The following is a 21,768-nucleotide window of genomic DNA, read 5'->3' on the forward strand; positions in this document are numbered from 1 at the left end:
GACTGTGTTCGGCTCCGGCGCGCGCGACGGCGGCGCCATGAGGGGGGTGTTTTCAGGGACGACTAGTTTCGGCGTCGTATGCCGGCCGGCCCGATCGAGTGGGAGCGGCATGGGCGCCGGGATCGACCTCGGCGCTGATGAGCGCCAGATGCTCGCTCATGGCGTGGGCGCCGGCATCCCCTGATTGCTCCCTCATACTTTCGAGGAAGCTTCTGACCACAATTGTCAGGGGAGTCACTTTTGTAATTCTTCTCTATTCGGCTGGCGTTGGTCTAGTGCTCCTGACTGTCTGGCCTGCCCCCACTGAAGTGGTCCACCCACCGGGATAGAGCTATCTCGCTCTCAGGAGGACCAGAGGATGGCAGGCAAAAAAGACAAGCCCGAGGAGATCGTGCTGAAGCTACGGCAGGTTGAGGTTCTGCAGGGGCAGGGCCGGTCGATCGCTGACGCGGTTCGGCGGATCGGCGTGACGCCGAACACCTATTACCGCTGGCGCAAGGAATATGGCGGCATGAACCGCGACCAGCTGAAGCGGCTCAAGGCGCTGGAGGCGGAGAACCAGCGGCTGTGGCGGGCGGTGTCGGATCTGACGCTGGACAAGACGATCCTGACGGAGGCCGCCCGGGGGAACTTCTGAGCCCTTCGCGTCGCCGGCGATGCGTCGACAACGCGCGGCAGGCGCTTGGCGTGTCCGAGCGCCGCGCCTGCCGCGCATTTGGTCAACGCAGATCGACGCAGCGCAGGGTTCCATGTGGCCAGCCCGACGAGGAACGGCTGATCGAAGACATCATCGAGCTGGCGCGCACTCATGGGCGCTACGGCTATCGGATGGTGACCGGGATGCTGAACAACGCCGGATGGCATGTGAACCACAAGCGGGTCGAGCGGATCTGGCGGCGCGAAGGGCTCAAAGTTCCGCGGAGGCAGGCGAAGAAGGGCCGGCTTTGGCTGAATGACGGGTCCTGCGTCCGGCTCAGGCCCGAGCGCCCGAACCATGTCCGGTCCTACGATTTCGTCCAGGATCGGACTCATGACGGGCGGCTGTTCCGCACGCTCAACATCATTGACGAGTTCACGAGGGAGGCGCTGGTGATCCGTGTCCAACGCAAGCTGAATTCGACCGACGTGGTCGACGCCCTGACGGACCTGTTCATCCTGCGTGGCCCGCCCGAATTCATAAGATCCGACAACGGCTCCGATCCAGCCGTGGACCTTCGCCCGTCAATAGCCGGCGCATCCAGCATTGGGCGTCCGCCAGCAGGCAAATGAGCGCCGGATCGGGCTCCGCCGCCTGGACGCCGCCGAGAACGAGCTTCGTCTCGACGCCGCGTTTCCGAATGACGAAGGGGAGCGAGATGGCCAGCCGCTTGTCGGGATCGCCCGCGCCGCCGCCGAGCATGCGCGCCAGCACAGCGCCCGAGAGTGAGAGCCTGACCGCCGCGGGCGGCCCGCGTACAACGGCTTGTTCAAAGCCGAGGTCAGTCACCGCCGCGGCCCACGGCGCAATTTCGAAGCCGTGGAACACGCAACACTCGAACGGGTGGACTGGTTCAATAACCGCCGTCTGCTCAAGCCTATCGGGAACATTCCGCCGGCGGAAACAGAGGCCAACTTCTGTCCCGCTCTGGAAACCGGGGACATCGCCGCGCAACCAACTGAAATCAGCCTCCGCTAAACCCGGCGCGGTTCACCTTCCGGGGAAAGGGGCATTGGGGCGACAATCAGATTTGCGCAATAGCGCCCATGAGCGGCCCCCTCAAGCGGGTCTGCTCATGGGCGCCGCCGTTCATTCATCACCAGGCACACCGTATGAGGGCGCCTGACGGGGATCCAGCGCGCGCTGAACATAGGCGTCAAGCTGTGGTTTATAAACGTCCCATGCGGCGGCGACGGCTTCTATGGGGCAGGCGTCGGTCCAATCGCATCGCAGGTCGACGACCGGCCAACTGACCTCGTCGACGATCTTCATCCCTGCTGAATGAATGGGGCCGGCTTCTCCACCTGCGATTAGCCCGGCGCGCATCGCGGCGATCAAGCGATCCCCGAGATGACCCGCGGATGAAAGGAACCCGCGCACGATCGCCTGCGGCACTCCCTCATTCGCCAGCATGTTGCCGCCCGAAGCGACGTTGTCGTCCTGCGCCTCGGTCCAGATTCCCAATGAATTCGCGCCGGAGTGGATTGCGGATAGCCCCGCATGGTCGACGACGAGCACCTGACGATAATCGATGAACGCGCCGACGTTCCGCACTTCCTCCACTGTTTCACGAGCGGTCAGGCCCTTCTCCATCAAATCCAGCGCGAGAGGGCCGAGGCGAGGGTCGGTCACATTTTGGGTCGCGACCGCACCGACGCCCGCGCGCGCGAACGAACATCTTGCCGCGACGGCGGGTGAGGAGGACGAAATGGCGACGCCGAACATGCCCGTTTCGGCGCAGCGAGCGACGAGAGAAAACGTCATCGGGCCTGATCCGGTATGACGGCGGTGCCGTCAATCTCCACCAGCCATTCCGGGCGCGCCAGGGCTTGGACGACCAGACCGGTGGACACCGGGTGAACGCCTTTTATGTAGCCGCCCATGGTGCGGTAGACGGCCTCACGATGGCGCACGTCGGTGATATAGACCACGACCTTCACCAGATGGTCCATCGTACCGCCAGCCTCTTCGATCAGCTGCTTGATATTTTGCATGACCTTATGGGTCTGCTCCACTGGATCGTGGCTCTCGATGTTCTTCGCGTCGTCAAGATTCTGGGGGCATTGACCCCGCAGATAGACGGTTTTGCCGCCTTGAGTGACGACAGCCTGACAGAGATCGTTGTCCAGGTTCTGTTCCGGATACGTGTCCGAAGTGTTGAATTTGCGGATGCGGGTATGTGCCATGAGAGGCGCTCCAACTGCGTTAATCCAAATCTGGGCGGGCCGTGGCGTCATCTTAAGATCAGTTTGGCGATGATCGGAAGGCGCCGCGCCGCCTCAGTATTCGTTCTGCACCTTGCGAAGCGCTGCGGCGTGGTAATCCAGATACTTGCGCTGGGTGGTGATATGGTCCGCAAGATGCTTTGCGTCGTGCCAGACGCCCCAGATGAAAGATGATCCACGCCGCGATTGCCAGGGCAGCCCGAGGAAGAATATCCCCGGCTCGGTGGAAACGCCGCGCTGATGCTTCGGATTCCCGTGCTCGTCGAACGCGTCGACCTTGAGCCAGCCGTAGTCGTGCGTGAACCCCGTCGCCCATATGATCGACGCTACGCCCGCAGTTTCAAGATTCAGCTCAAGAATAGGGTTGGTCAGGCAGTCCGGATCCGGGGGGATGACGCGGGCGTCCGGCTCTTCCGGCAGCTCCACGCCATTTCGCGCGACATAGTCGTCGGCCTCGTCGAGCATGGAGAGATAGTTGGCGTCACCTCGCGCGATATTCTCCGCCAGATCAGGGGCGAAGCTCATCACTCCGTTCTTGTACGCCGCCGTCATGCCAAGCAGCGTCATGCCCTGGGCGGCGAGATTCCGGAAATCAACGGTATGTCCGCCGTTCGCGCCGCTTACTGCTATCGTGACATGCGCGGTTCCCGGCGCGGGCGCTTCTATGTCCCACTTGCCCAGAACCCCAAGCCACCAGCAGTAATCGCGGCCGCGATAGGCCCGCGGCGGGCGGTCGTGTGGGCCGACCGAAAGATAGACGCGCCTTCCCGCGCGCAACAATTCTTCGGCGATCTGGACGCCCGAAGACCCCGCACCGACAACCAGCACCGCGCCGTCCGGCAACTGGTCCGGGTTGCGATAGGACGTGGAGTGCATCTGCGTCACACCCGCCTCCGCGGGAACGATTGGCGGGATGACCGGGCGCTGAAAGGCGCCCGTGGCCGACACGATGTTTCGCGCTTCGATCACGCCTTTCGATGTCTCGACACGAAAACCTGGCTTGCCTGCGTTTCGACGAACCTCCTTCACCTCCACGCCGCAGCGGATGGGGGCGTTGAACTTTGACGCGTAGGCGGTGAGATATTCCACGACCATTTCCTTGGAGGCGAAGCCGTCGGGGCCGACGCCTTCGAACTCCATGCCCGGAAATCGGTCGTGCCAGGCTGGCCCGTTCGCGACCAGGCTGTCCCATCTTTCCGTGCGCCAGCGTTCTGCGATGCGGCTTCGTTCCAGCACGAGATGAGGCACGGCGCGCCTGGTCAGATGCTCGCTCATGGCCACACCGGCCTGACCGGCGCCCACGACGAGCGTATCTATTTCTTCGGTTGGCATTTCCAGGCCCCTTTAGTCCTTTACCGGTTTGTCACCGGATCTGATGGCGTTGAGCGCGGTGAAAGCGCCTGTCGGTTCGATCGGTCATGCGGGCGCCCGCACCTCTCAATGCGCTCGCGGTTCTCCCAGCCGGCGCCTCGATCACGACCCAATCACACGAGTTCCCGCGGATTGGAGAAAATGTGGCTGGCCCTGATTTGGAATGCGGCAGGGAACCAAAGTTGACCCTGATATTGGAGCGCGGCGTCGGCTCAAAAAAGAAAAGTATCGCTCATCGTCGGTTAGGCGCTGTCTAAGCAAGTTCCGTCGTGACGACGCTCCCGCCTCCATTCCATTTTGGGATGGGCCGCACGCTTTCCGTTTGAGGCTCCCTGGCGAGAGACGCTCTCTGATGGTGGACGAAATCGAGATGAGGCTGCTAAGGTGAGACGCAGATATGGTGCGGCTCGGCATAAGCGACTGACATGCATGCCAATAATGAAGATGGATGCGGGCAATCATTCACCGCTCAAACTGGACAGATCGGGGCGCCGTCAGCATCAGGCTAGGCAGGACGGATCCTGAGCGGAGCGAACCTGAAAACAGGGGCCAAAAGGACATCACGACAGCCGGGATCGGATTTTCCGAACCAAAAGTTAGAATGATTGTGTTTCCCCTACGTCTCGCCACTCACTAGCGTTGAGGAATCATCGGCTGGTTGTCGAGCTGGTGTTGTCGGCCTCACGAATATGAGATCGCGGAGACGCGCCGCACAGGAGCACAAGCAGCTGTCAGCTATCCGGCCGAACGGGGTGGGAACTGAAAAATACGAAATGGATCGAAATCCACCAAATCCAGCATGGAGATGAAGCAACACATGGCGATGACATTCAATCGGACTTACCGAGCAATTCGTGCGGCGGGCATGGTCGCGGCGGTAGCGGCTCTCGCGGCCACCCCTGCTATTTCGGCGGAAAAGGGCACCGTCTATCTCTTGAGCTGGGGTGGAACAATCCAAACCTCTTTCGAGAAAGAGGGCTGGGCCGAAAAGTTCAAGGAAGCGACAGGCTACGAAATGGTGCTGGTGCCAAAGGCCACATCATCGGAAATCATTGCGACCGCGATCGCGCAGAAAGACAATCCCCAGATCGATGTGGTTATGAGCGATTACGCCGCCTGGCTGCAGGGAATGCACCAGGGGCTCTTCGATGTGATCGACGAGACTTCGGTTCCAAACCTGACGGCGCTCTACGATACAGCGCCGATCGTGGAGGATGGCGAGACGATCGGCGCGTTCACCTACACGGACGCGCTCAGCATCATTTACCAGCCTGAAATTTTCGAGCGCAACGGTTGGGCGCCTCCGACAAAATGGGAGGATCTCGGCCGGCCGGAGTTCAAGGGCATGGTTTCCATCCCGCCGGTCAGCAACACGTATGGTCTTTACACGCTCGTGCTTCTGGCGATGGCGAACGGCGGCGGGGTCGACAATATCGAGCCGGGATTCGACGCGCTGCGCGAAATTGCCCCGGGCGTCGTCGACTGGACCAGCACCTTCGCCAAGCTGGGCGGTTATCTCCAGGGCGAGCTGGTCGCGATCTCGGTGTTCGGAGCCAATTCCGGATACGAGATCAAGAAGAAGGGCATCCCGGCCGAGGTCGTCATCCCGACGCCCAATTTCCTGAGCCCCACGGCGATCGGCGCCATGAAGGGCGCGCCCAACCCTGAAGGCGCGCGCGCGCTGATCAATTTCATCGTCGGGGCGGAATTCCAGTCGTATCGGGCTGAGCGGTTCGGCAGCAATGCGATGAACAAGAACATCAAGGTCTCTGCGGAGAGCGCGAAATATCTGCTCACCGATGAGGAAAAAGCGAGTCTCGAAAAGCTCGACTACGAGAAAGTGCTTCCCGTCCGGTCAGAATGGAACGAACGGTTCGAAAAAGAAATCGCTCCGCTCCGCTGATCTCACAGCAGTATTCGGGTCGCGCCGCCCTGGCCGCGCGACCCGGTGACATTCAAACCCGCATGCCGAGCCCCTGTGGCGGAGGTGCGAACAGGGGAGCCGTATGTCGCTCGTAGTTGGAAATCTCTCTAAGACCTTTGGCGGAGTCGAAGCGCTGAAGAATATCAATCTTGAAGTCAGAGATGGTGAGTTCTTTTCCCTGTTGGGCCCTTCTGGGTGCGGAAAGACGACGCTTCTTCGCTCAATAGCTGGGATTTACGAGCCGGATTCCGGGGAGATCACGCTCAATGGTCGGGGGCTTTGCGGCCGGGCGATGAGCGAGCGCAACACCGCACTTGTGTTTCAGAACTACGCGCTCTTTCCCCATCTGAGTGTGTTCGAGAACGTCTCCTTCGGGTTGAAGATGCGCCGTCAGAAAACGGCCGAGATCGCCCGGCGTGTCGGCGAAGCCATTGAACTCGTCCACTTGACCGGGTTCGAAGATCGCTATCCGGGCCAGCTTTCTGGCGGGCAGCAGCAGCGCGTGGCGCTTGCGCGCGCCTTGGTGGTTGAGCCCGACCTCCTTTTGCTGGACGAGCCGCTGAGCAATCTCGACGCGAAGCTGCGCGAGACGATGCGTCACGAGGTCCGAGAAATTCAGAAAAGCGTGGGCATCACGACGATTCTGGTGACGCATGACATTCAGGAAGCCTTCGCGATGTCGGACAGGATCGCGGTGATGAGCGCCGGCCGCATCGAACAGATAGGAGCGCCGGAGGAGATTTACTCTTCACCGAAGACCATGTTCGCCGCCGAATTCACCGGCCAGATCAATCACTTCCCTGGCCGCGTCATCGAGATGAATGGCGGGCTCGCGACGCTGGAGACCACGGACGGCCTGCGCATTCGTTTCCGGCCAACCGCCGGCGAGACAAGCCAGGGTGAAAACGCGACGCTGATGATCCGCCCCGAACGCGTGCGCGTCGACGTCGCCGATGATGAGCTCTCGAACAGGTTCGAAGCAAAGGTCGAGTCCGTGACCTATCTTGGCAGCACGATCACCTATCAGTTGCGTATCAACGGGATACAGCTATCGGCGCACGCGCCCAATATAGGCCGAAGCGCGCCGGCGGTGGGGGAGCCGATCTTCGTTGGATGGGATGAGCATGACACATTCTTCCAGCGCTGAGGAGGAGGGCGTGAACCCGACCACCACACCAGCCCCGCGCAGATTTCTGCGCTGGACGCCGCTCTTCTTCACCGGGCCGTTGGCTCTGGTCTTGCTGGGCTTTTTTGTCTGGCCGCTCCTGCAGAGTATAATCAACAGCTTCCATCCCTACAGTCTTTCCGGGATCGACACTTCCGTCTGGACGCTCGCGAATTACGACAAGCTCTCGGAAAGTTTCTATCTCGGCGTGCTCGGGCGCACCATTCGGGTCAGCCTTTTGACATCGGCGATCACGGCGGTGCTCGCCTTTCCGATCGCGTGGTATATCTCCAACCGGCCAGGTCGGGCGCAGGCGTTCTGGCTGATGCTGTTCGTCGCGCCCTGGTTGGTCAATACGGCGGTCAAGGCCTTCGGCTGGACGTTGATCCTCGGCGCGAACGGGGTCGTGAACTCCAGCCTCCGGGCGCTGGGGCTGATCGACAAGCCGTTGATGCTGATGTTCAACGAAACCGGCATCGTGATCGGCCTGGTCCACGGGCATTTCATGTTCGTTCTGCTGCCGCTCTGGGCGGCGCTTGTCAGCTTCGACCGGTCGTTGATCTGGGCGGCGCGCAATCTTGGCTCCAACTGGACAAGCGTGTTCACCAAGGTGATCTTTCCTCTGACGCTGCCGGCGCTGCTTGCCGGGATGATCATCAATTTCACCATGAACATGGCCGCTTTCGCGACGCCTGCGCTGCTCGGCGGCTCACGCGCGCGGGTCATGTCCTATCTCGCCTATGAGGTGAATCTCGTCGATCTCAACTGGCCTTTCGGCTCGGCGATGGCGGTGCTTCTTCTGGTGACGACGATGACGCTCGTCCAGTTCTCCCACTACGCGACGACATCGGGCAAACGGAAGGTGATTTTCGAATGAGCATCTTTCTTCGGGTCTACGCTTATCTGATCGCGGCGTTCATGTTGGCGCCTTTGGTGCTGATCGTCTGGATGTCGTTCACGCCGAGGGAATTCTTCGTGCTGCCGACGAGCGAATTCAGTTTGCGCTGGTACAGGCAGATCTTCGAGCACAGCGGCTTCATGGACGCGTTCATGCTGAGCGTCCGGCTTGCGCTGATATCTTCGATCATCGCAACCACGCTCAGCTTCTTCGCGGCTTACGCGCTTGTGCGGTTCACATTCACCGGCAAGCGGGTGCTGGACGCATACTTCATGTCGCCGCTTCTGATACCGGCGGTCGTCCTCGGCATCGCGATGCTGCAGTTCCTGAACGGCGTGGGACTTTACAACACGTTCGTCAGCCTTGTGGCGACGCATGTTGTCGTGATCACGCCATTCGCCATCAGGGCTATCGATGCGGCGCTGCGTGACGTTCCGAAAGAGCTGGAATGGGCGGCGATGAATCTCGGCGCGAGCAGGGTTCGAGCTCTCTGGCGCGTGACGCTGCCGCTTTCGCTAAGGGGCGTGGCGGCGGGTTTTATCTTCGCCTTCATCATGTCGTTCGATGAGGTCACAGTGACGATCTTCATGACCGGGCCGTCCTATCAGACCCTCCCGCTCCGGATTTACAATTACCTCTCGGATCAGGTGGATCCGACCGTGGCTGCGGTGTCTTCGCTGCTTATTCTTCTGTCGCTCGCATTGATCCTGATCCTTGAGCGGATCGGCGGGCTCAGATCCTTCGTGAAATGACCTTCAAACTGAGAGAAAACCGATGAACTTCGAAACAATACTGGTGACTCATGATGGCGGCGTCAGCACGATCACGCTGAACCGGCCGCCGTTCAACCTGGCGACGCCGGAGTTGATCGAAGAAATGCTGGCGGCCTTCGACCAGCTTGAGAGCCGCGCCGAAACCCGCGCGGTCGTGCTGCGGGGCGCTGGGGAGCGCGCCTTCTGCGCCGGCGCCGACATCGGTCATGAGAAAGGCCCGGCGGGCGAAGGGCGCGGGTTGCGCGATGCTGGACGCGCCCTCGTCGAGCGGATCGAAACCTATCCGAAGCCGGTGATCGCCGCGATTCGCGGCTGGTGCATTGGCGGCGGCACCGGAATCGCTTGGCCCTGCGATATCCGCATCGCCTCCGATACGGCGAAGTTCCGCGCGGGCGACGTCTATCTCGGCATTATCCCTTCGTGGAGCGTCGGCATGGTCCGCCTCGTTCACTATCTGGGCCGGAACCGGACGCTGGATCTCCTGTTGCTGGGCGAGGATATTTCCGCCGCCCGCGCCATGGAGCTGGGGATCGTCAGCCGCGTGGTGCCCGATGCGGAGTTCGATGCGGAGGTCGACCGGGTCTCGAAGCGCCTCGCGACAGGTGCGCCTCTGCCGATCCAGGCGATCAAGGAGGCCGTCCGCGCGCAGTGCCGCGACGGCGTGGACCGCGCCGCTCTGCTGGAAGAGGCGTGGGCGAACCGCATTTTCGCCTCCAAAGACGCGAAAGAGGGTATGAGCGCGTTCCTCGAAAAGCGCACCCCGACTTTCACCGGTGAGTGAAGGCGCGCGCGAAATGGATATGAACGATATCAAGAGCGTCAGCGGCGCGCTCCATGAAGAGGCGCGCGAACGTATCGCGCGGCACGTGAAACCGGTCTTCGAGGCGAAACAGCCGAATGAACGCCTCTCCAACGCGGAGATGCGAAACCTCTACAAGGCGTTCGCGCCAATGGGGTATCTCGGCAGCACGATCCCGAAAGAGGCGGGAGGGGCCGGCCTTTCCTACCTTCAATATGGTCTCTTGCTGGAGGCCCTCGGCTCCTCTCCGATCATGCTCGGAGAGATCGTTCCGCCGCGCAGCATTTTCTTTCTTGGCGATGACGCGCAGCGTGAACGGTGGCTGCCGCGACTGCTCGCGGGCGACATGGTCGCCACTGCGGCGATCACCGAGCCGCAGGCGGGATCGGACCTTCGTGGTATGACGACGAACGCCGTGAAGGCGAACGGCGGATACCGGCTCAACGGCCGTAAGAAATGGATCAAGCTCGGCGGCGTCGCCGATGCGATGACAGTGCTGGCGATCACCGACCCTGACTCCAGCCCCAAGCGCATGAGCCGCTTTTTCGTGGAGCGTGACGCGACGCCCTGGGCCTCGGAGGAACTGCCCTGTATCGGCATCCGCAATGTCTCGTTCGCCGAAGTCGGATTCGATGATCTTCAGCTCGAGGAAAGCAATCTCCTTGGCGGGGGGACCGACGGGGTCGAGGGCTTCTATCGCGGCATAGAAGCCTCGCGCGCGCTGATCGGCCTTCAGGCGGCCGGCCTTGCGGCGGAAGCCATTCGCCTCGCGAAAGAATATGCGAAAGAGCGCACCGCTTTCGGCCGCCCTCTCGCGAAGTTTCAAGCGGTGCAAACCAAGATCGCCGACGTCGCCGCGGCGGTCGAGGCGTCGCGCGCGCTTTCGATTTCCGCGCTCCGCATTCTCGATGGCGGCCGGCGCTGCCCACGCGAAGCGGCGATGGCGAAAGTCTTCGCTACAGAAACAGCCGTCACCGCCTGCACCACCGCCATGTCCTGCATGGGCGCATACGGCCTTTCCGAGGCCGCCGGCGTCGAGCGCCTTCTGCGCGATGCGATGATGCTGACGGTGATCGACGGCGCATCTGACATCCAGCGGCTGATCGTCGGCCGCGAAGAATTCGGCGTCGCCGCCTTCGTTTAAGGAGACTACAACTTGTCTGAAGCAATCGCATATCGGCTCGACGCCGAGGGTATCCTTCATCCCCGCTCAGTCGCCGTCATCGGCGCCAGCGAAGATGTCGGAAAGTTCGGCGGCCGGGTGATGCACTATCTGGTCAAGCACAAGTTCGCTGGTCGCATCGTTCCGGTTAATCCGAAGCGCGACTCCGTTTTCGGCGTCCCTTGCGTGCCGCATATCTCGAAGGCCGAAGGCCCGGTCGACGTCGCGCTCCTCGCGCTGCCGGCGCATACGCTGGTCGCTGCGCTGGCCGATTGCGCCGAAGCGGGCGTCGGGGCCTGCATCGTCATGACCACCGGTTTCGCCGAAGCCGGCGAAGAAGGCGCGGCGCGGCAGGAGGAGTTGCTCGAGATTTCACGATCGACAGGGATGAGGATCGTCGGGCCGAACTGCATGGGGCTGATCAGCCCGCACAGCAAGATGGCGCTCACTTCGTCCCTGGTGCTGGAGACCGATCACCTCCGGGCCGGGTCGGTCGGCCTGATTTCGCAGAGCGGCGCGCTCATGGTGTCGATGTATAACCGCGCTGACGACGCCGGGATCGGATTCAGCGCCTGCGTCTCGCTCGGCAATCAGGCCGATATGGAGATCAGCGATTTCGTCGAATACCTGCTTCATGACGCCGCGACGAAAGTGATCTGCATCTACATGGAAGGCCTGCGGGACCCCGCGCGCTTTCTCGCGCTCGCCGACGAAGCGCGGCGGATCGGCAAGCCGCTGCTGGTGGTCAAGACCGGCAGGACCGAGGCGGGCGTCGAGTCCGCGAAATCGCACACCGCCAGCCTCGCCGGCTCCTACGATGTTTTCTCCGCCGCGTGCCGTGACCACGGAATCATTCTGCTCGATGATCCGGACGGGATGATCGAGACCGCCGATGTTCTGGCGCGATGGCCGACGCGCTGCTCTGACGGCGTCGCGGTTTTCTCCGCTTCGGGCGGCGGCGCCGGCATCGGCGTCGACCGGGCGTCGGAAGCCGGGCTTCGCCTCTCGGTCCTCTCCGACGAGACGCGCGCCAGCCTGCGTGAGGTTCTGCTGCCGCCGCAAGCCAACAACCCGATCGACCTCGGCGGCAGGATCGTCTCCGATCCATTCGACGGAGCGCAGCGCGCTTACGACGCGATGGCCGGCGACGCGGACACCGGGCTCGTCTGGATCGTTCTGACGACGGTTCCGTTCTACGAGCGCATGACCGAACTGATGGCGCGGGCGGCGATCGCGGCGGGCAAGCCCTTCATCTTTCTCGTGACGCCCGGCAGCGCCGCCGATGGGCCGCGCCGGATCCTTCGCGAACTCGGATGCGTCTATTTCGACCGCGTCGACGATTGTATTCGCGTTCTCGCGGCGCGCGACGCCTATTTCCGGATGAGGGAAAAGGCGCCCGAAATCGAAGCGCCGCAGGCGAAGGAGCAGCGATCCGCCGCCCCGCTGAAAGGCCGGCCGGGGGAGTTGCTGTCAGAAACGGTGGTGAAGAGCCTTATCGAAAGCTACGGCGTCCGCGTGACCCGGCAGCGTGAGGCCGCCAGCGCCGAAAATGCGGTCTCGGCCGCCAATGAAATTGGTTATCCTGTCGTCCTGAAACCGGTGGCCGACGGATTGGTGCACAAGAGCGACATCGGCGCCGTCAAGTTGAACCTGACCGACGCCGACGCCGTTCGGTCCGCGTTCGCTGAGATCGAGGGCGCGGTGGGCAAGCATCTTTCAGCTTCCGCGTTCAAAGGCTGTTCGGTGCAGGAGATGTGGAAACCCGAACTGGAGCTGATCCTCGGCGTCAAGCGGGACCCGCTCTTCGGGCCTGTCGTCGTCTGCGGCGCGGGGGGCGTCTTTGTCGAACTCTTCTCGGACGTGGCTGTCGCCGTTGCGCCGATCAGCGTCGAAAAGGCGCGCGAGCTTCTTTTGTCTCTCAGAATCGCGCCACTTTTCGGTGAGTTCAGAGGCCGTGCTCCGCTCGATCTCAACGAGGCGGCGACGGCTCTGAGCGCCTTGAGCGATCTCGCCGTGGACCATCGCGATCAGCTGATCGAGCTTGACGTGAATCCGCTCGGCGTCAGGCTCGAAGGTGAAGGTGTGTGCGCACTCGACGCCAGAGCGCTCCTGCAGTGAGCAAAGCCGGCGCGGGCGGCTTGTCCTTTTCTCTGGACAGGTCGGCCGCGCTGGCGCGTCCTGGACTGCGGCTTAGCCTGTAGGGCGAGACATCACTCCCCCGCAGATTTCGGCCGGGGAGCGCCAGTATTCCGGCCCGGAGTCTGGTCCGGCCGAATTCCGAACGCCTCGGATTCGATGACGCTTTTCCGGCAGTGTTCGATGAAAGCTTCCACCGTCAGCGCTTTCTCGGTGTCGCCGATGAGGGCCACTCCGAGTTGCATTGACCGGACTGGCCCGCTTATGGGGACGAACTTCAAAGGGCGCCCATCCGGCGCCACATCGTACACGGGGCGAGTGTTGACGACGCCGAAGCCGAACCCGTTCGCCGCCAAACTGCGAAGCACCGCCATATCCCTCGTACGTTCGACGATCTTCGGCCGCGCGCCGACATGATCGAAGAGCGAGAGGAAGTATTCGGCGCTGTGCGGTAGATCGAGCAACAGCAACGGATGCTTCTGCAATTCCGCGGCGGAGACATGGGGCAGATGCGCGAGCGGATGAGTCTCGCTCATCATCGCCAGAGGCGGCAACTCGAGCAAAGGCAAAAACGTGATGTCGCGCGGTATGCCAAGATCATACGTCAGGGCGACATCAATCTCGGCGCGGCGCAATTTCTCGAAGATCGCATGCTGGTCGAGCTCATTCTGGCTGACCTGAACCAGGGGAAATTTTTCCTCGAACCGGCGGCGCAGATTCGGAACTATCAGTTGGGCGAAGGTCAGCAAGCACCCGACGTTCAGCGGACCCTGGACATTCCCCGAGATATTGTCCGCCAACCGGTTCAACTCGCCGGCTTCCTGCAGGACGCGTCTCGCCTGCACCAGAAACTGGCGGCCCGCTTGGGTCGGGGTCAGACCATGCGCATGCTTGCGAACGAACAGCTTGAGGCCAAACTCCTGTTCCAGCTGGGTGACGGCGGCGGAGATGGAAGGGGAGCTGACATTCACCTTCTCGGAGGCGCGCGCGATGCTTCCCTCGTCGCTGACGGCGGCGAAATACTCAAGCTGACGAAGAGTGTAGCGCAGGGACATGAGCGTAAGTCGCCCGCTCCCCCGGCGCAGTCAAGCGTGGTGCTGAGGGATCGTTGCGTTTTGGCGGGGGCATTGTCAGAGGAGCGAGGCCTGGTGGATGATTCGACCGGATTTTACCTCGGAGCATGACCGGACGCAGCCCGGTTCGCGCCTTCAAGACGAGCCCGGACATCATCCGCCTGGCGGTGACGGTCTACGCCCGCTTCCCGCTCTCGTTGACGAATGTCGAGGACCTCCTCCACGAGCGCGGGATCGACGTGCGCCGCGTGACGATCCGATTCTGGTGGAACAGGTTCGGCCCGATGTTCGCCGCCGAGATCCGTCGCAGGCGCGTCGACCGGATGCGCGCGCTTTCCGAGTGGCGGGCCGTCTCGGCGCGGCCTGAGGGCGCGCGGATCCCGGCCCAACAGAGACTTGTGCGTTTTGTCTGACGGCCCCCCCATGAGACCTCCCGGGAAGGAGCGTTCGCGGGCTGGCGTTCGTCGCCGCCTGAGAGCCGAGAGCATGCCGCTCGATATCCTCGCGCCGTTACCGTGGTAAGGCCGCGGGTAGCTTTGCAATATCGGGATCCCCGAACATCATGAAGCCAGCGCGATCATATTTTCAGCAACCGCCGCGCGTTGGTTTCCAGAATCGCCTGTTTGTCGGCATCGCTGATCATCTGATTCTCGGCCAGCATGCGACGCGGCTGCTCGTATCCCATATCGAAGCAGTAGTCCGACCCCAACAACACGCGATCGGCGCCGACGACGTCGATCAAGTACCGCAGCGCCGACGCGTCGTGGGTGATGGTGTCGTAATGGAACCGACTGAGGTATTCGCGCGGGTTGCGTTCCAGATGCTTGCACTCGGGGCGCACGCGCCAGCCGTGTTCCAGCCGACCGATAAGAAACGGGAAAGCGCCGCCGCCATGCGGCAGCACGATGTCGAGATCGGGGAAACGGTCGAGAACGCCGCCGAAAACGAGGTAGGCTGCGGCGATGGCGTTGTCCATCGGGTTGCCGAGCAGATTGGAGAAGAAGTAATCCTTCAGCCTGTCCTCCATGCCGATGACGTTCAGCGGATGCAGGAACACCGGCAGGCGCAATTCCGAAAAGACCTCATAGACCGGCCAGAACGCCTCGTCGGAGAGTTCCCGGTCGAGGATGCACGTGCCCAGATAGACGCCCTTCATGCCGGGCATGGCGGCGATGCGCCGGGCTTCCTTGATGGCGAGGTCCGGCTTCTGCATCGGCAACGTGGCGAGACCGTACAGGCGGTCGGGGTGCTTCGCGTGCGCATCGGCGAGGCTGTCGTTGAACGTCACGCACAACTTCTCCGAAAGCGCGTCGTCGGCCCAATAGGCCATGGGCTGGGTCAGCGACAGGGCCTGGGCGTGAACGCCCTGGTCGTCCATGGCCTGGATGCGCAAATCGAGGTCGATGAACTTCGCCGCGATGGGGCCCGCATGCAGCGGCGGGATCTTTACGATAGGGCCAGCTTCCGTGCGCTTGAAGACAGCGCCGAACCTTTCGCCTTCACGCTCGATGAGATCAAGATACGCATCGGGATAATAATGGGCGTGAATGTCGAAGGCCGACGTCCGGACGACGTCGCACCCCCAGCAGCGGCAGGTCGCGGCATGGCCGGCTTGGGCGATCTTTTCATTCATTGATGTAGGCCTGCTTTTGTCGGGAGGCGCCGCTTAGAGCGGCTTCTCCGCGGCTTCTATGATGATGTTCAGGACGGCCGTGCGACCTTCCCGCACGATGTCGAGCGCTTCGCGCAGCCTGGGCCGAAGATCCGCCGGCGTTTCCACCCGCTCCCCCCAGGCGCCGCAGGACTCGGCCAGTTTTTCGAACGCCGGCGGGTCGATCAGGTCGACGCCGACATAGCCGTCCGCCGCCTGGACGCCATGCGGGTAGGAATCCCGCGTCGCCAACCGGACGGAGTTGTAGCAAGCGTTGTTCAGCACCACGATCAGCAAGGGCAGCTTGTGACGCCGGGACGCCCACAACGCCGCCGTCGGCACGCCGAACATGAAGGATCCGTCGCCCACCACGGTCGCGATCAGCTTCTCCCGATCGGCCAGCTTGGCGCCCAGCGGCGCACCGAGCCCCCAGCCGAGGAAGGAGCCGCCGTTGCGGTTGTAGGCGCCCTCTTCATTCGGGCGGAAGCCATAGGCGAACGGGTTCCCGGACGTCACGGCCTCTTCATAGACCTGCGCCTCGGGGCACAGATCGGTCATGGCTTCGCCAACCATGAACGGCGTGATGCGGTTGGTGCGCGCCGGGTCTCCCGTCTTCGGGTGATCGGCGAGCATCTTGCCGTGGTCGGCATGCGCCCTGGCGCGGCGCGCGTCGAGTTTGGCCGCCTCATCCGTCGTCAACCGGGCGGCGCGCGTCCGGGCCGCCGCGACCAGCGACGACACCCCGGCCAGCGTGTTGCAGGGGATGACCTGATCCGCGGGGAAGCCCCAGATGGTCAGGTTCTGCTGGATTGGATCGGGCCCCATATGCACAATCGTGACGTCGTCGCGGAGCTTGCGGTCCGCCGGCACGAACGCCACGTCCTGATCGATCACCAGGATCAGATCGGCGTCGCCGACCCAGCGCTCCGGGTTGAAGCCAAGATGCATCGGATGATCGAGCGGCGCGTTGAAGCGGCCGCGATATTCCGTCACCGGCGCCGAGAGGGTTTCGGCCAGCGCGACGATGGCGTCCCGATGCGCGCGCGAACGCCCGCCGTAGCCGGTGATGATCAACGGATTTTCCGCCGCCAGAAGCTTGTCGACAAGCGCGGACGCCGTCGCCTCGTCCAACGCCGGAAGCTTGACCGGTTTCGAGCGGTCCGGTCCCAGCGCCAAGGGGGCGTCGACCTGCTCCATCATCGTCTCGCGCGGAAAGGCCAGGTAGACCGGCCCCATCGGCTCGCTCTGGGCCATCTGGAAGGCGCGGTCGACCGCAGTGCAGACAGCGGCAGGGTGACTGACGACCTGGCTCCACTTCACATAGTTGCGGACGAGCGCCTGTTGATCCGGCACATCCTGTAGCCAGTTGATGAACTTCGTGCGCGAGCCCGGGATCGACGAGTCGGTCGTCACCGGGGACATGCCTGCGCACAGAATTACCGGGATCTGCGAGGCCCGCGCGTCATTCAGGCCGCCCGACGCGTTCGCCGTGCCGACATCCACATGCACGAAGGCGACCTGCGGCTTGCCGCTGGCGAGATAATATCCCTGCGCCGCGGTCACGGCGATGATTTCATGCGGGCAGAGCACCAATTCGGGAACCGGCTGGCCCTCGGCCTTCAACTTGGCCCAGGCCTCCTGCAGGGGCGGCGTATCGGTGCCCGGATTAAGGAAGATCGCCTCGCATCCGTGCGCGATCAGAGAACGCAGGAACCATTCCGCGACCGTCGGCGCGCTGATGCTCATGTCTTCGCTTCGTCGGGAGAGAAGTTCGTTCACAGGAGATTTGTCCTTTTCTTCTGTCGCTCCTCCGGGGGAGCCATGTTCGCCGTATCGGCTCTCGCCCCGCTGTCGGGCAGTTGGCTGGCCAGAGAGTCCGCGGTGTGGCGCAAATGATCGGAGATGACGGATTGCGCGGCCTCCGGGTCGCGATCCCGGCATGCCTCGTAAAGCGCCCAGTGTTCCCGCTGCGGTGTTTCGCGGCCCATCATCGACACGTAGGCGCGGACATAGCGCTCGACGTTGACACGCAGCACATCGATCATTTCGGTCAGGCGCGGCCAGCCGCAGGCGCGGTTGATTATCTCGTGGAAGCGCCGGTTCAGGTCGAGCCACTCGTCATGCTGATCCACCAGCGAATCCATATTTTCCAGAATCCGCTTCATCTCGCCGAGATCGCTCTCGCTCAGGCGGGGCACCGCGCGGGCCACCGCCTTGCGTTCAAGCACGTCGCGCAACCCGAACAGTTCATCCAGGTCGTCGGCGCCCAGGCTCGACACCTCGACGCCGCGATACGGATAGACCTTCACCAGGCCTTCGGCTTCGAGCGTCTTGATGGCTTCGCGAACCGGCATCCGGCTCATGCCGAAATGTTCGGACAAGTCGTCGAGGTTGAGGCGCTCCCCCGCCTGAAGCGCCCCCTCCAGGATTGCTTGCCGGAGCGCGTCGGCGACAGTCTGGGTCCGGCTGGTGTGAGACGATGCGGCCCGTATGGGCTTTCTTGCGTTCATCAGTATTCCCTCCAGATCCGTTACTCGCCGCCGCCCGGCGACATGTACACCCAAAGGTCGAGTTGAATGGTCGCGTCCCTGACGGGCAGCGGACCCGGCACGCCAACGGCCGACATCGGCAGAGGGCGGCTGCCAAGCCGTTCCCGCCACGTTTCGACAGTTTGCGGGAATTCCCGCAAATCCGTCTGAAACTGTTGAATACGCACGACATTGTCGAGGCTGGCGCCGGCGGCCGCGCAAAGCGCCTCCGCCTGATCCAGGATATGGCGCATCTGCGCCTTGGCTGTCGAGCCGAAATGGGGCTGACGCGGATCCGGGCGCGCGGCGGAGATCAGGCCGCCCTCATCGCATGCGATGAGTCCGGAAATCATCAGCAGGTCCCCGGCGCGGACCGCTGCGGCGCTGGAGGCGAAGACCGGCGACACGCCGTCGACCGCGATCTCGCGGCGCTCGGCGTTGCGATCCGTCCGCATCGCGACGATGTTGATCTCGATGGACGCCTCGATGACGTTGAACCCCGGGGTCGCGCATGGAACCACGGTCAACGCCGCCGCCGCGTCGCCGAACCACTGGCTCCATACATCGTGGAACGCTGGAATATCGTTCGGATCGGACAGGTACGCCTGCGCTTTCACGACGTCGGAGAGAGTGGCGCCGCCCGCTTCCAACGCCGGCTTCAGCTTGTTGCGGATGATGTAATCCGTCTCCAGGCGAATGGCGGAGCCCTTCCAATGATGCGTCGACGGCACCCTGGCTTCCGGAGCGATGCCGTCGTTGTCCTTCTCCGCCATCTGGCCGGACAGGAACAACATGTCGCCGACACGCACGATGGGCGCGAAGCCCATATGCGACGACACCGGCAGCCCGTCCGGGCGCAGGACTTCGATCGCCTCTCCGCCTGCGCGGGTGTGGGCGAGCATCTCGACGTGCAGGCTGGCGTCCGGATAAAGCAGCGCATCCTGAAGAATCGACGTGCTGGCGGGCACGCCCTGCGTCCCCTTGAACGCCTTGTGGCGCGCCCGGTGATAGTGCGGCACCGCGCGCCAGTCGGGGTAGTATTGATCGAGGCGGACGATGTTCGAGAAATCGGCGCCGCATTCCGCCAGAAGGCCGGACATGCGCCTGAAGATATGCGCCGCCTCCGCCTCCTGCCTGGCGCCGGACCGAAGATCGCGGGTCGCGGCCAACACGGCGGGATCGATCCCGACGGCGTAGTCGGCGGCCATGTGGCCGCTGGCGAAGACCCAGGGCCCCGCCTTCATCGCCGGCGCGAAGGTGAATCCCGCGCGCGGGATCTCGACCGGACAGATAGCCTCGACTGCGCTCATTTCGAACCTCCGGCGCCGCCGACGGCCAATGCTGCGCGCCGTTGGCGCCAGCGCACGGCCTCGCGGCGAATCCCGTAGAGCAGCAGGATGATCGCCGCCCCCAGGAAGAGCCCCGAAATGGGGCGGGTGAAGAACATCGCCACGTCGACGCCCGGCAGCATCAGCGACGAGCGCAGGTTGGATTCCAGGATCGGCCCGAGGATCAGGCCCATGGCGATGGCCAGAACCGGGAATCCGGCCTTCTCGCAGAAATACCCGACAAGGCCGAAAAAGATCGCGACCCAGAAGTAATAGACGTGACCGTAGCCGATCGCGGGGCCGGTGATGGCGATGACCAGCACGATCGGGATCAGGTAGCGCTTCTCGACCGTGGCGATCTTGGCGACCCATTTGGTGAACAGCACCCCCAGGACCAGGATAAGCAGGTTCGAGAGGATCATCGCGCCGAAGATCACGTACACGAGGTCGATCTTGTCGGTGAACATGGTCGGCCCGGGAACGAGGCCGTGCACGAACATGGCGCCGATCAGGAGCAGGGTGTTGATATCGCCCGGAATACCCAACGTGAGTAGGGGGATCATCGTGCCGCCGGAGCACGCGTTGTTGGCCGATTCCGCCGCCGAGACGCCCTCGGGCGCGCCCTTTCCGAAACGCTCCGGAGTCTTGGAGAGGAACTTTTCCAGGTTGTAGGACAGATAGGACGCGACGGTCGCGCCGGTGCCCGGCAGGATGCCGACGATGGTGCCGAGGATGCTGGAGCGCGTGATGCAGGGCGCGAATTTCGGCAGCTTGCGGAACACGCTTCCCATGCCTGCGAATTTGCTGTCGAGGGAGTTGCGGGTGCTGGGAGTCTCCAGCATGCGGAACGCCTCGGCGACGCAGAACATGCCGATGGTGGCCGGCACGATCGGCAGACCGATGGCGATCTCCGGAATGTCGAAGGTGAAGCGCGGATAGGGCGCGATGGGATCGATGCCGATGGTCGACAGCAACAGGCCGAGGCCCGCGGCGACGACGCCCTTCAGCGCCGACTCGCCCGAGAACACGAATACGACGACGATGGCGAACGTGCAGAGCGCGAAATATTCGGGTCCGCCGAAGCGAAGCGCGACCTGAGCCAATTGCAGCGACAGAAACACCAGGAAGAAGCAGCTGATGACGCCGCCGATGGTGCCCGAGAAGATCGAGATGCCGAGCGCATCGCCGGCTTTGCCCTGCTTGGTCATCGGGAAGCCGTCCTGCGTCGTCACGGCGGCCGACGGCGTGCCCGGCAGATTCATCAGGATCGCCGGGATCGAGCCGCCATACATGGAGCCGACATAGATGCCCAGCAGGAGGATGAACGCAGTCTCCGGCGTGAAGCCGAAGGTGAACGGAATCAGCAGACCGATGGCGACGGCGGACGTTAGCCCCGGGATGGCGCCGATGACGATGCCGGCGAGCACGGCGCCGATGAGCAGCGCCATGTTGAGGGGATCGGCGAGGACCGAAATCGCGGCGAGAACGGGTTCCATTAAATCGGGTCCCTCAGAACAGCATGAGAATGTCGAAGATTTGGCCTTCCGGCACGCGGGCCTGCATGATGTCGTCGAAAAGCCAGTAGATAAGGGTCGGGGTCAGGATCATCAGGATCACGCTTCGCAAAGCCGTGAGCCGGCAGATCCAGCAGAGGATTCCCACCAGCGCGCCGGTCGCGAGCAGAAAGCCGAATTCGGTGATGCCGACCGGATAGACGCCCGCCAGCAGCATCGCCGCGAACACGCGCGGCCCCTCCGCCTTCTCGGCCCGGACGCCGAGCTTGAGATCGGCGAAGAAGGATCTGATCGATGCGGCGACCGCCCGCAAGCCGTCCTGCCTGACGATGGTCAACACCAGATTGGCGCCGGCGGCGATGATGGTCAGAATACAGAGAATCTGCGGCACGATGGCCGGTCCGCCCGGGTCGGCGCGCAAGGTCACAAGGGTGAAGCTCGCCCCGAAGAACAGCAGACTGAGACCGATTGAGAAGAGACTTACGAGCCAATTCGCAAACATACGCCGCGTCCTGTGATGTTGT

The 21,768-nt window shown here is 63.0% G+C and carries 17 protein-coding genes and 3 pseudogenes; 10 read left to right on the forward strand and 10 right to left on the reverse strand.

Annotated features, from left to right (window positions below; genetic code table 11):
• Nucleotides 1-358: 358 nt before the first annotated feature.
• Both WG921_RS05745 and WG921_RS05750 read left to right on the forward strand, forming a co-directional pair.
• A pseudogene (locus WG921_RS05745) lies at nucleotides 359-1,200 on the forward strand (IS3 family transposase); the annotation flags it as partial.
• A gap of 256 nt (nucleotides 1,201-1,456) precedes the next feature.
• A pseudogene (locus WG921_RS05750) lies at nucleotides 1,457-1,675 on the forward strand (hypothetical protein); the annotation flags it as partial.
• Between the two features lie 111 nt (nucleotides 1,676-1,786).
• Here the strand turns inward: WG921_RS05750 and WG921_RS05755 are convergent.
• The 3 genes from WG921_RS05755 to WG921_RS05765 form a co-directional block, all read right to left on the reverse strand.
• Nucleotides 1,787-2,461, reverse strand: a complete 675-nt coding sequence (locus WG921_RS05755; RefSeq protein ID WP_340108251.1) for a DUF1028 domain-containing protein — start codon at nucleotides 2,459-2,461, stop codon at nucleotides 1,787-1,789.
• A complete protein-coding gene (locus tag WG921_RS05760; protein ID WP_340108252.1) occupies nucleotides 2,458-2,883 on the reverse strand; it encodes a RidA family protein in 426 nt (141 codons plus the stop codon). The genes WG921_RS05755 and WG921_RS05760 overlap by 4 nt, the downstream gene beginning before the upstream one ends.
• Before the next feature lie 93 nt (nucleotides 2,884-2,976).
• Entirely contained in the window at nucleotides 2,977-4,254 is a 1,278-nt protein-coding gene (locus WG921_RS05765) for a flavin-containing monooxygenase (protein WP_340108253.1), read from the reverse strand.
• Between the two features lie 856 nt (nucleotides 4,255-5,110).
• On the opposite strand from WG921_RS05765, the gene WG921_RS05770 reads away from it, so the two are divergent.
• The 7 genes from WG921_RS05770 to WG921_RS05800 all read left to right on the forward strand — a co-directional run bounded on the left by WG921_RS05770 (nucleotide 5,111) and on the right by WG921_RS05800 (nucleotide 13,132).
• Entirely contained in the window at nucleotides 5,111-6,196 is a 1,086-nt protein-coding gene (locus WG921_RS05770) for an extracellular solute-binding protein (RefSeq protein WP_340108254.1), read from the forward strand.
• Between the two features lie 103 nt (nucleotides 6,197-6,299).
• Nucleotides 6,300-7,364, forward strand: a complete 1,065-nt coding sequence (locus WG921_RS05775) for an ABC transporter ATP-binding protein (protein ID WP_340108255.1) — start codon at nucleotides 6,300-6,302, stop codon at nucleotides 7,362-7,364.
• A 10-nt stretch (nucleotides 7,365-7,374) separates the two neighbouring features.
• Entirely contained in the window at nucleotides 7,375-8,259 is an 885-nt protein-coding gene (locus WG921_RS05780; protein WP_340108256.1) for an ABC transporter permease, read from the forward strand.
• Nucleotides 8,256-9,032, forward strand: coding sequence for an ABC transporter permease (locus WG921_RS05785; protein WP_340108257.1), 777 nt, complete (start codon nucleotides 8,256-8,258; stop codon nucleotides 9,030-9,032). The genes WG921_RS05780 and WG921_RS05785 overlap by 4 nt, the downstream gene beginning before the upstream one ends.
• A 22-nt stretch (nucleotides 9,033-9,054) precedes the next feature.
• A complete protein-coding gene (locus tag WG921_RS05790; protein WP_340108258.1) occupies nucleotides 9,055-9,834 on the forward strand; it encodes an enoyl-CoA hydratase/isomerase family protein in 780 nt (259 codons plus the stop codon).
• 13 nt (nucleotides 9,835-9,847) lie between these two features.
• Complete coding sequence (locus tag WG921_RS05795; protein WP_340108259.1) at nucleotides 9,848-10,996, forward strand: acyl-CoA dehydrogenase family protein; 1,149 nt, start codon at nucleotides 9,848-9,850, stop codon at nucleotides 10,994-10,996.
• Between the two features lie 12 nt (nucleotides 10,997-11,008).
• Entirely contained in the window at nucleotides 11,009-13,132 is a 2,124-nt protein-coding gene (locus tag WG921_RS05800; protein ID WP_340108260.1) for an acetate--CoA ligase family protein, read from the forward strand.
• Between the two features lie 92 nt (nucleotides 13,133-13,224).
• Here the strand turns inward: WG921_RS05800 and WG921_RS05805 are convergent, their stop codons facing one another.
• Nucleotides 13,225-14,205: a LysR family transcriptional regulator gene (locus WG921_RS05805; RefSeq protein WP_340108261.1), complete on the reverse strand. Its 981-nt coding sequence runs from the start codon at nucleotides 14,203-14,205 to the stop codon at nucleotides 13,225-13,227.
• Between the two features lie 125 nt (nucleotides 14,206-14,330).
• On the opposite strand from WG921_RS05805, the pseudogene WG921_RS05810 reads away from it, so the two are divergent.
• Nucleotides 14,331-14,570 (forward strand): annotated as a pseudogene (locus WG921_RS05810) (IS6 family transposase); the annotation flags it as partial.
• 230 nt (nucleotides 14,571-14,800) lie between these two features.
• Here WG921_RS05810 and WG921_RS05815 read toward each other — a convergent pair.
• Genes WG921_RS05815 through WG921_RS05840 form a run of 6 tightly spaced genes read right to left on the reverse strand, consistent with a single transcriptional unit; the run spans nucleotide 14,801 to nucleotide 21,746 of the window.
• Nucleotides 14,801-15,856, reverse strand: a complete 1,056-nt coding sequence (locus WG921_RS05815) for an amidohydrolase family protein (RefSeq protein ID WP_340108262.1) — start codon at nucleotides 15,854-15,856, stop codon at nucleotides 14,801-14,803.
• 33 nt (nucleotides 15,857-15,889) lie between these two features.
• Nucleotides 15,890-17,620, reverse strand: a complete 1,731-nt coding sequence (locus WG921_RS05820; RefSeq protein ID WP_340108263.1) for a thiamine pyrophosphate-requiring protein — start codon at nucleotides 17,618-17,620, stop codon at nucleotides 15,890-15,892.
• Nucleotides 17,621-17,649: 29 nt separating this feature from the next.
• Entirely contained in the window at nucleotides 17,650-18,384 is a 735-nt protein-coding gene (locus tag WG921_RS05825) for a GntR family transcriptional regulator (RefSeq protein ID WP_340108264.1), read from the reverse strand.
• Between the two features lie 20 nt (nucleotides 18,385-18,404).
• The gene (locus WG921_RS05830; protein WP_340108265.1) at nucleotides 18,405-19,712 is read right to left on the reverse strand and encodes a RidA family protein; all 1,308 of its coding nucleotides are present in this window, start codon (nucleotides 19,710-19,712) and stop codon (nucleotides 18,405-18,407) included.
• On the reverse strand, nucleotides 19,709-21,226 hold the full coding sequence (locus WG921_RS05835) for a tripartite tricarboxylate transporter permease (RefSeq protein ID WP_340108266.1): 1,518 nt from the start codon (nucleotides 21,224-21,226) through the stop codon (nucleotides 19,709-19,711). Before WG921_RS05835 ends, WG921_RS05830 begins: the two co-directional genes overlap by 4 nt.
• A gap of 13 nt (nucleotides 21,227-21,239) precedes the next feature.
• Nucleotides 21,240-21,746, reverse strand: coding sequence for a tripartite tricarboxylate transporter TctB family protein (locus tag WG921_RS05840; RefSeq protein ID WP_340108267.1), 507 nt, complete (start codon nucleotides 21,744-21,746; stop codon nucleotides 21,240-21,242).
• Nucleotides 21,747-21,768: the final 22 nt, after the last annotated feature.

Source organism: Paludibacillus litoralis, from assembly GCF_037646705.1.
Taxonomy (GTDB): Bacteria; Pseudomonadota; Alphaproteobacteria; order Rhodobacterales; family Rhodobacteraceae; genus Pikeienuella; species Pikeienuella litoralis.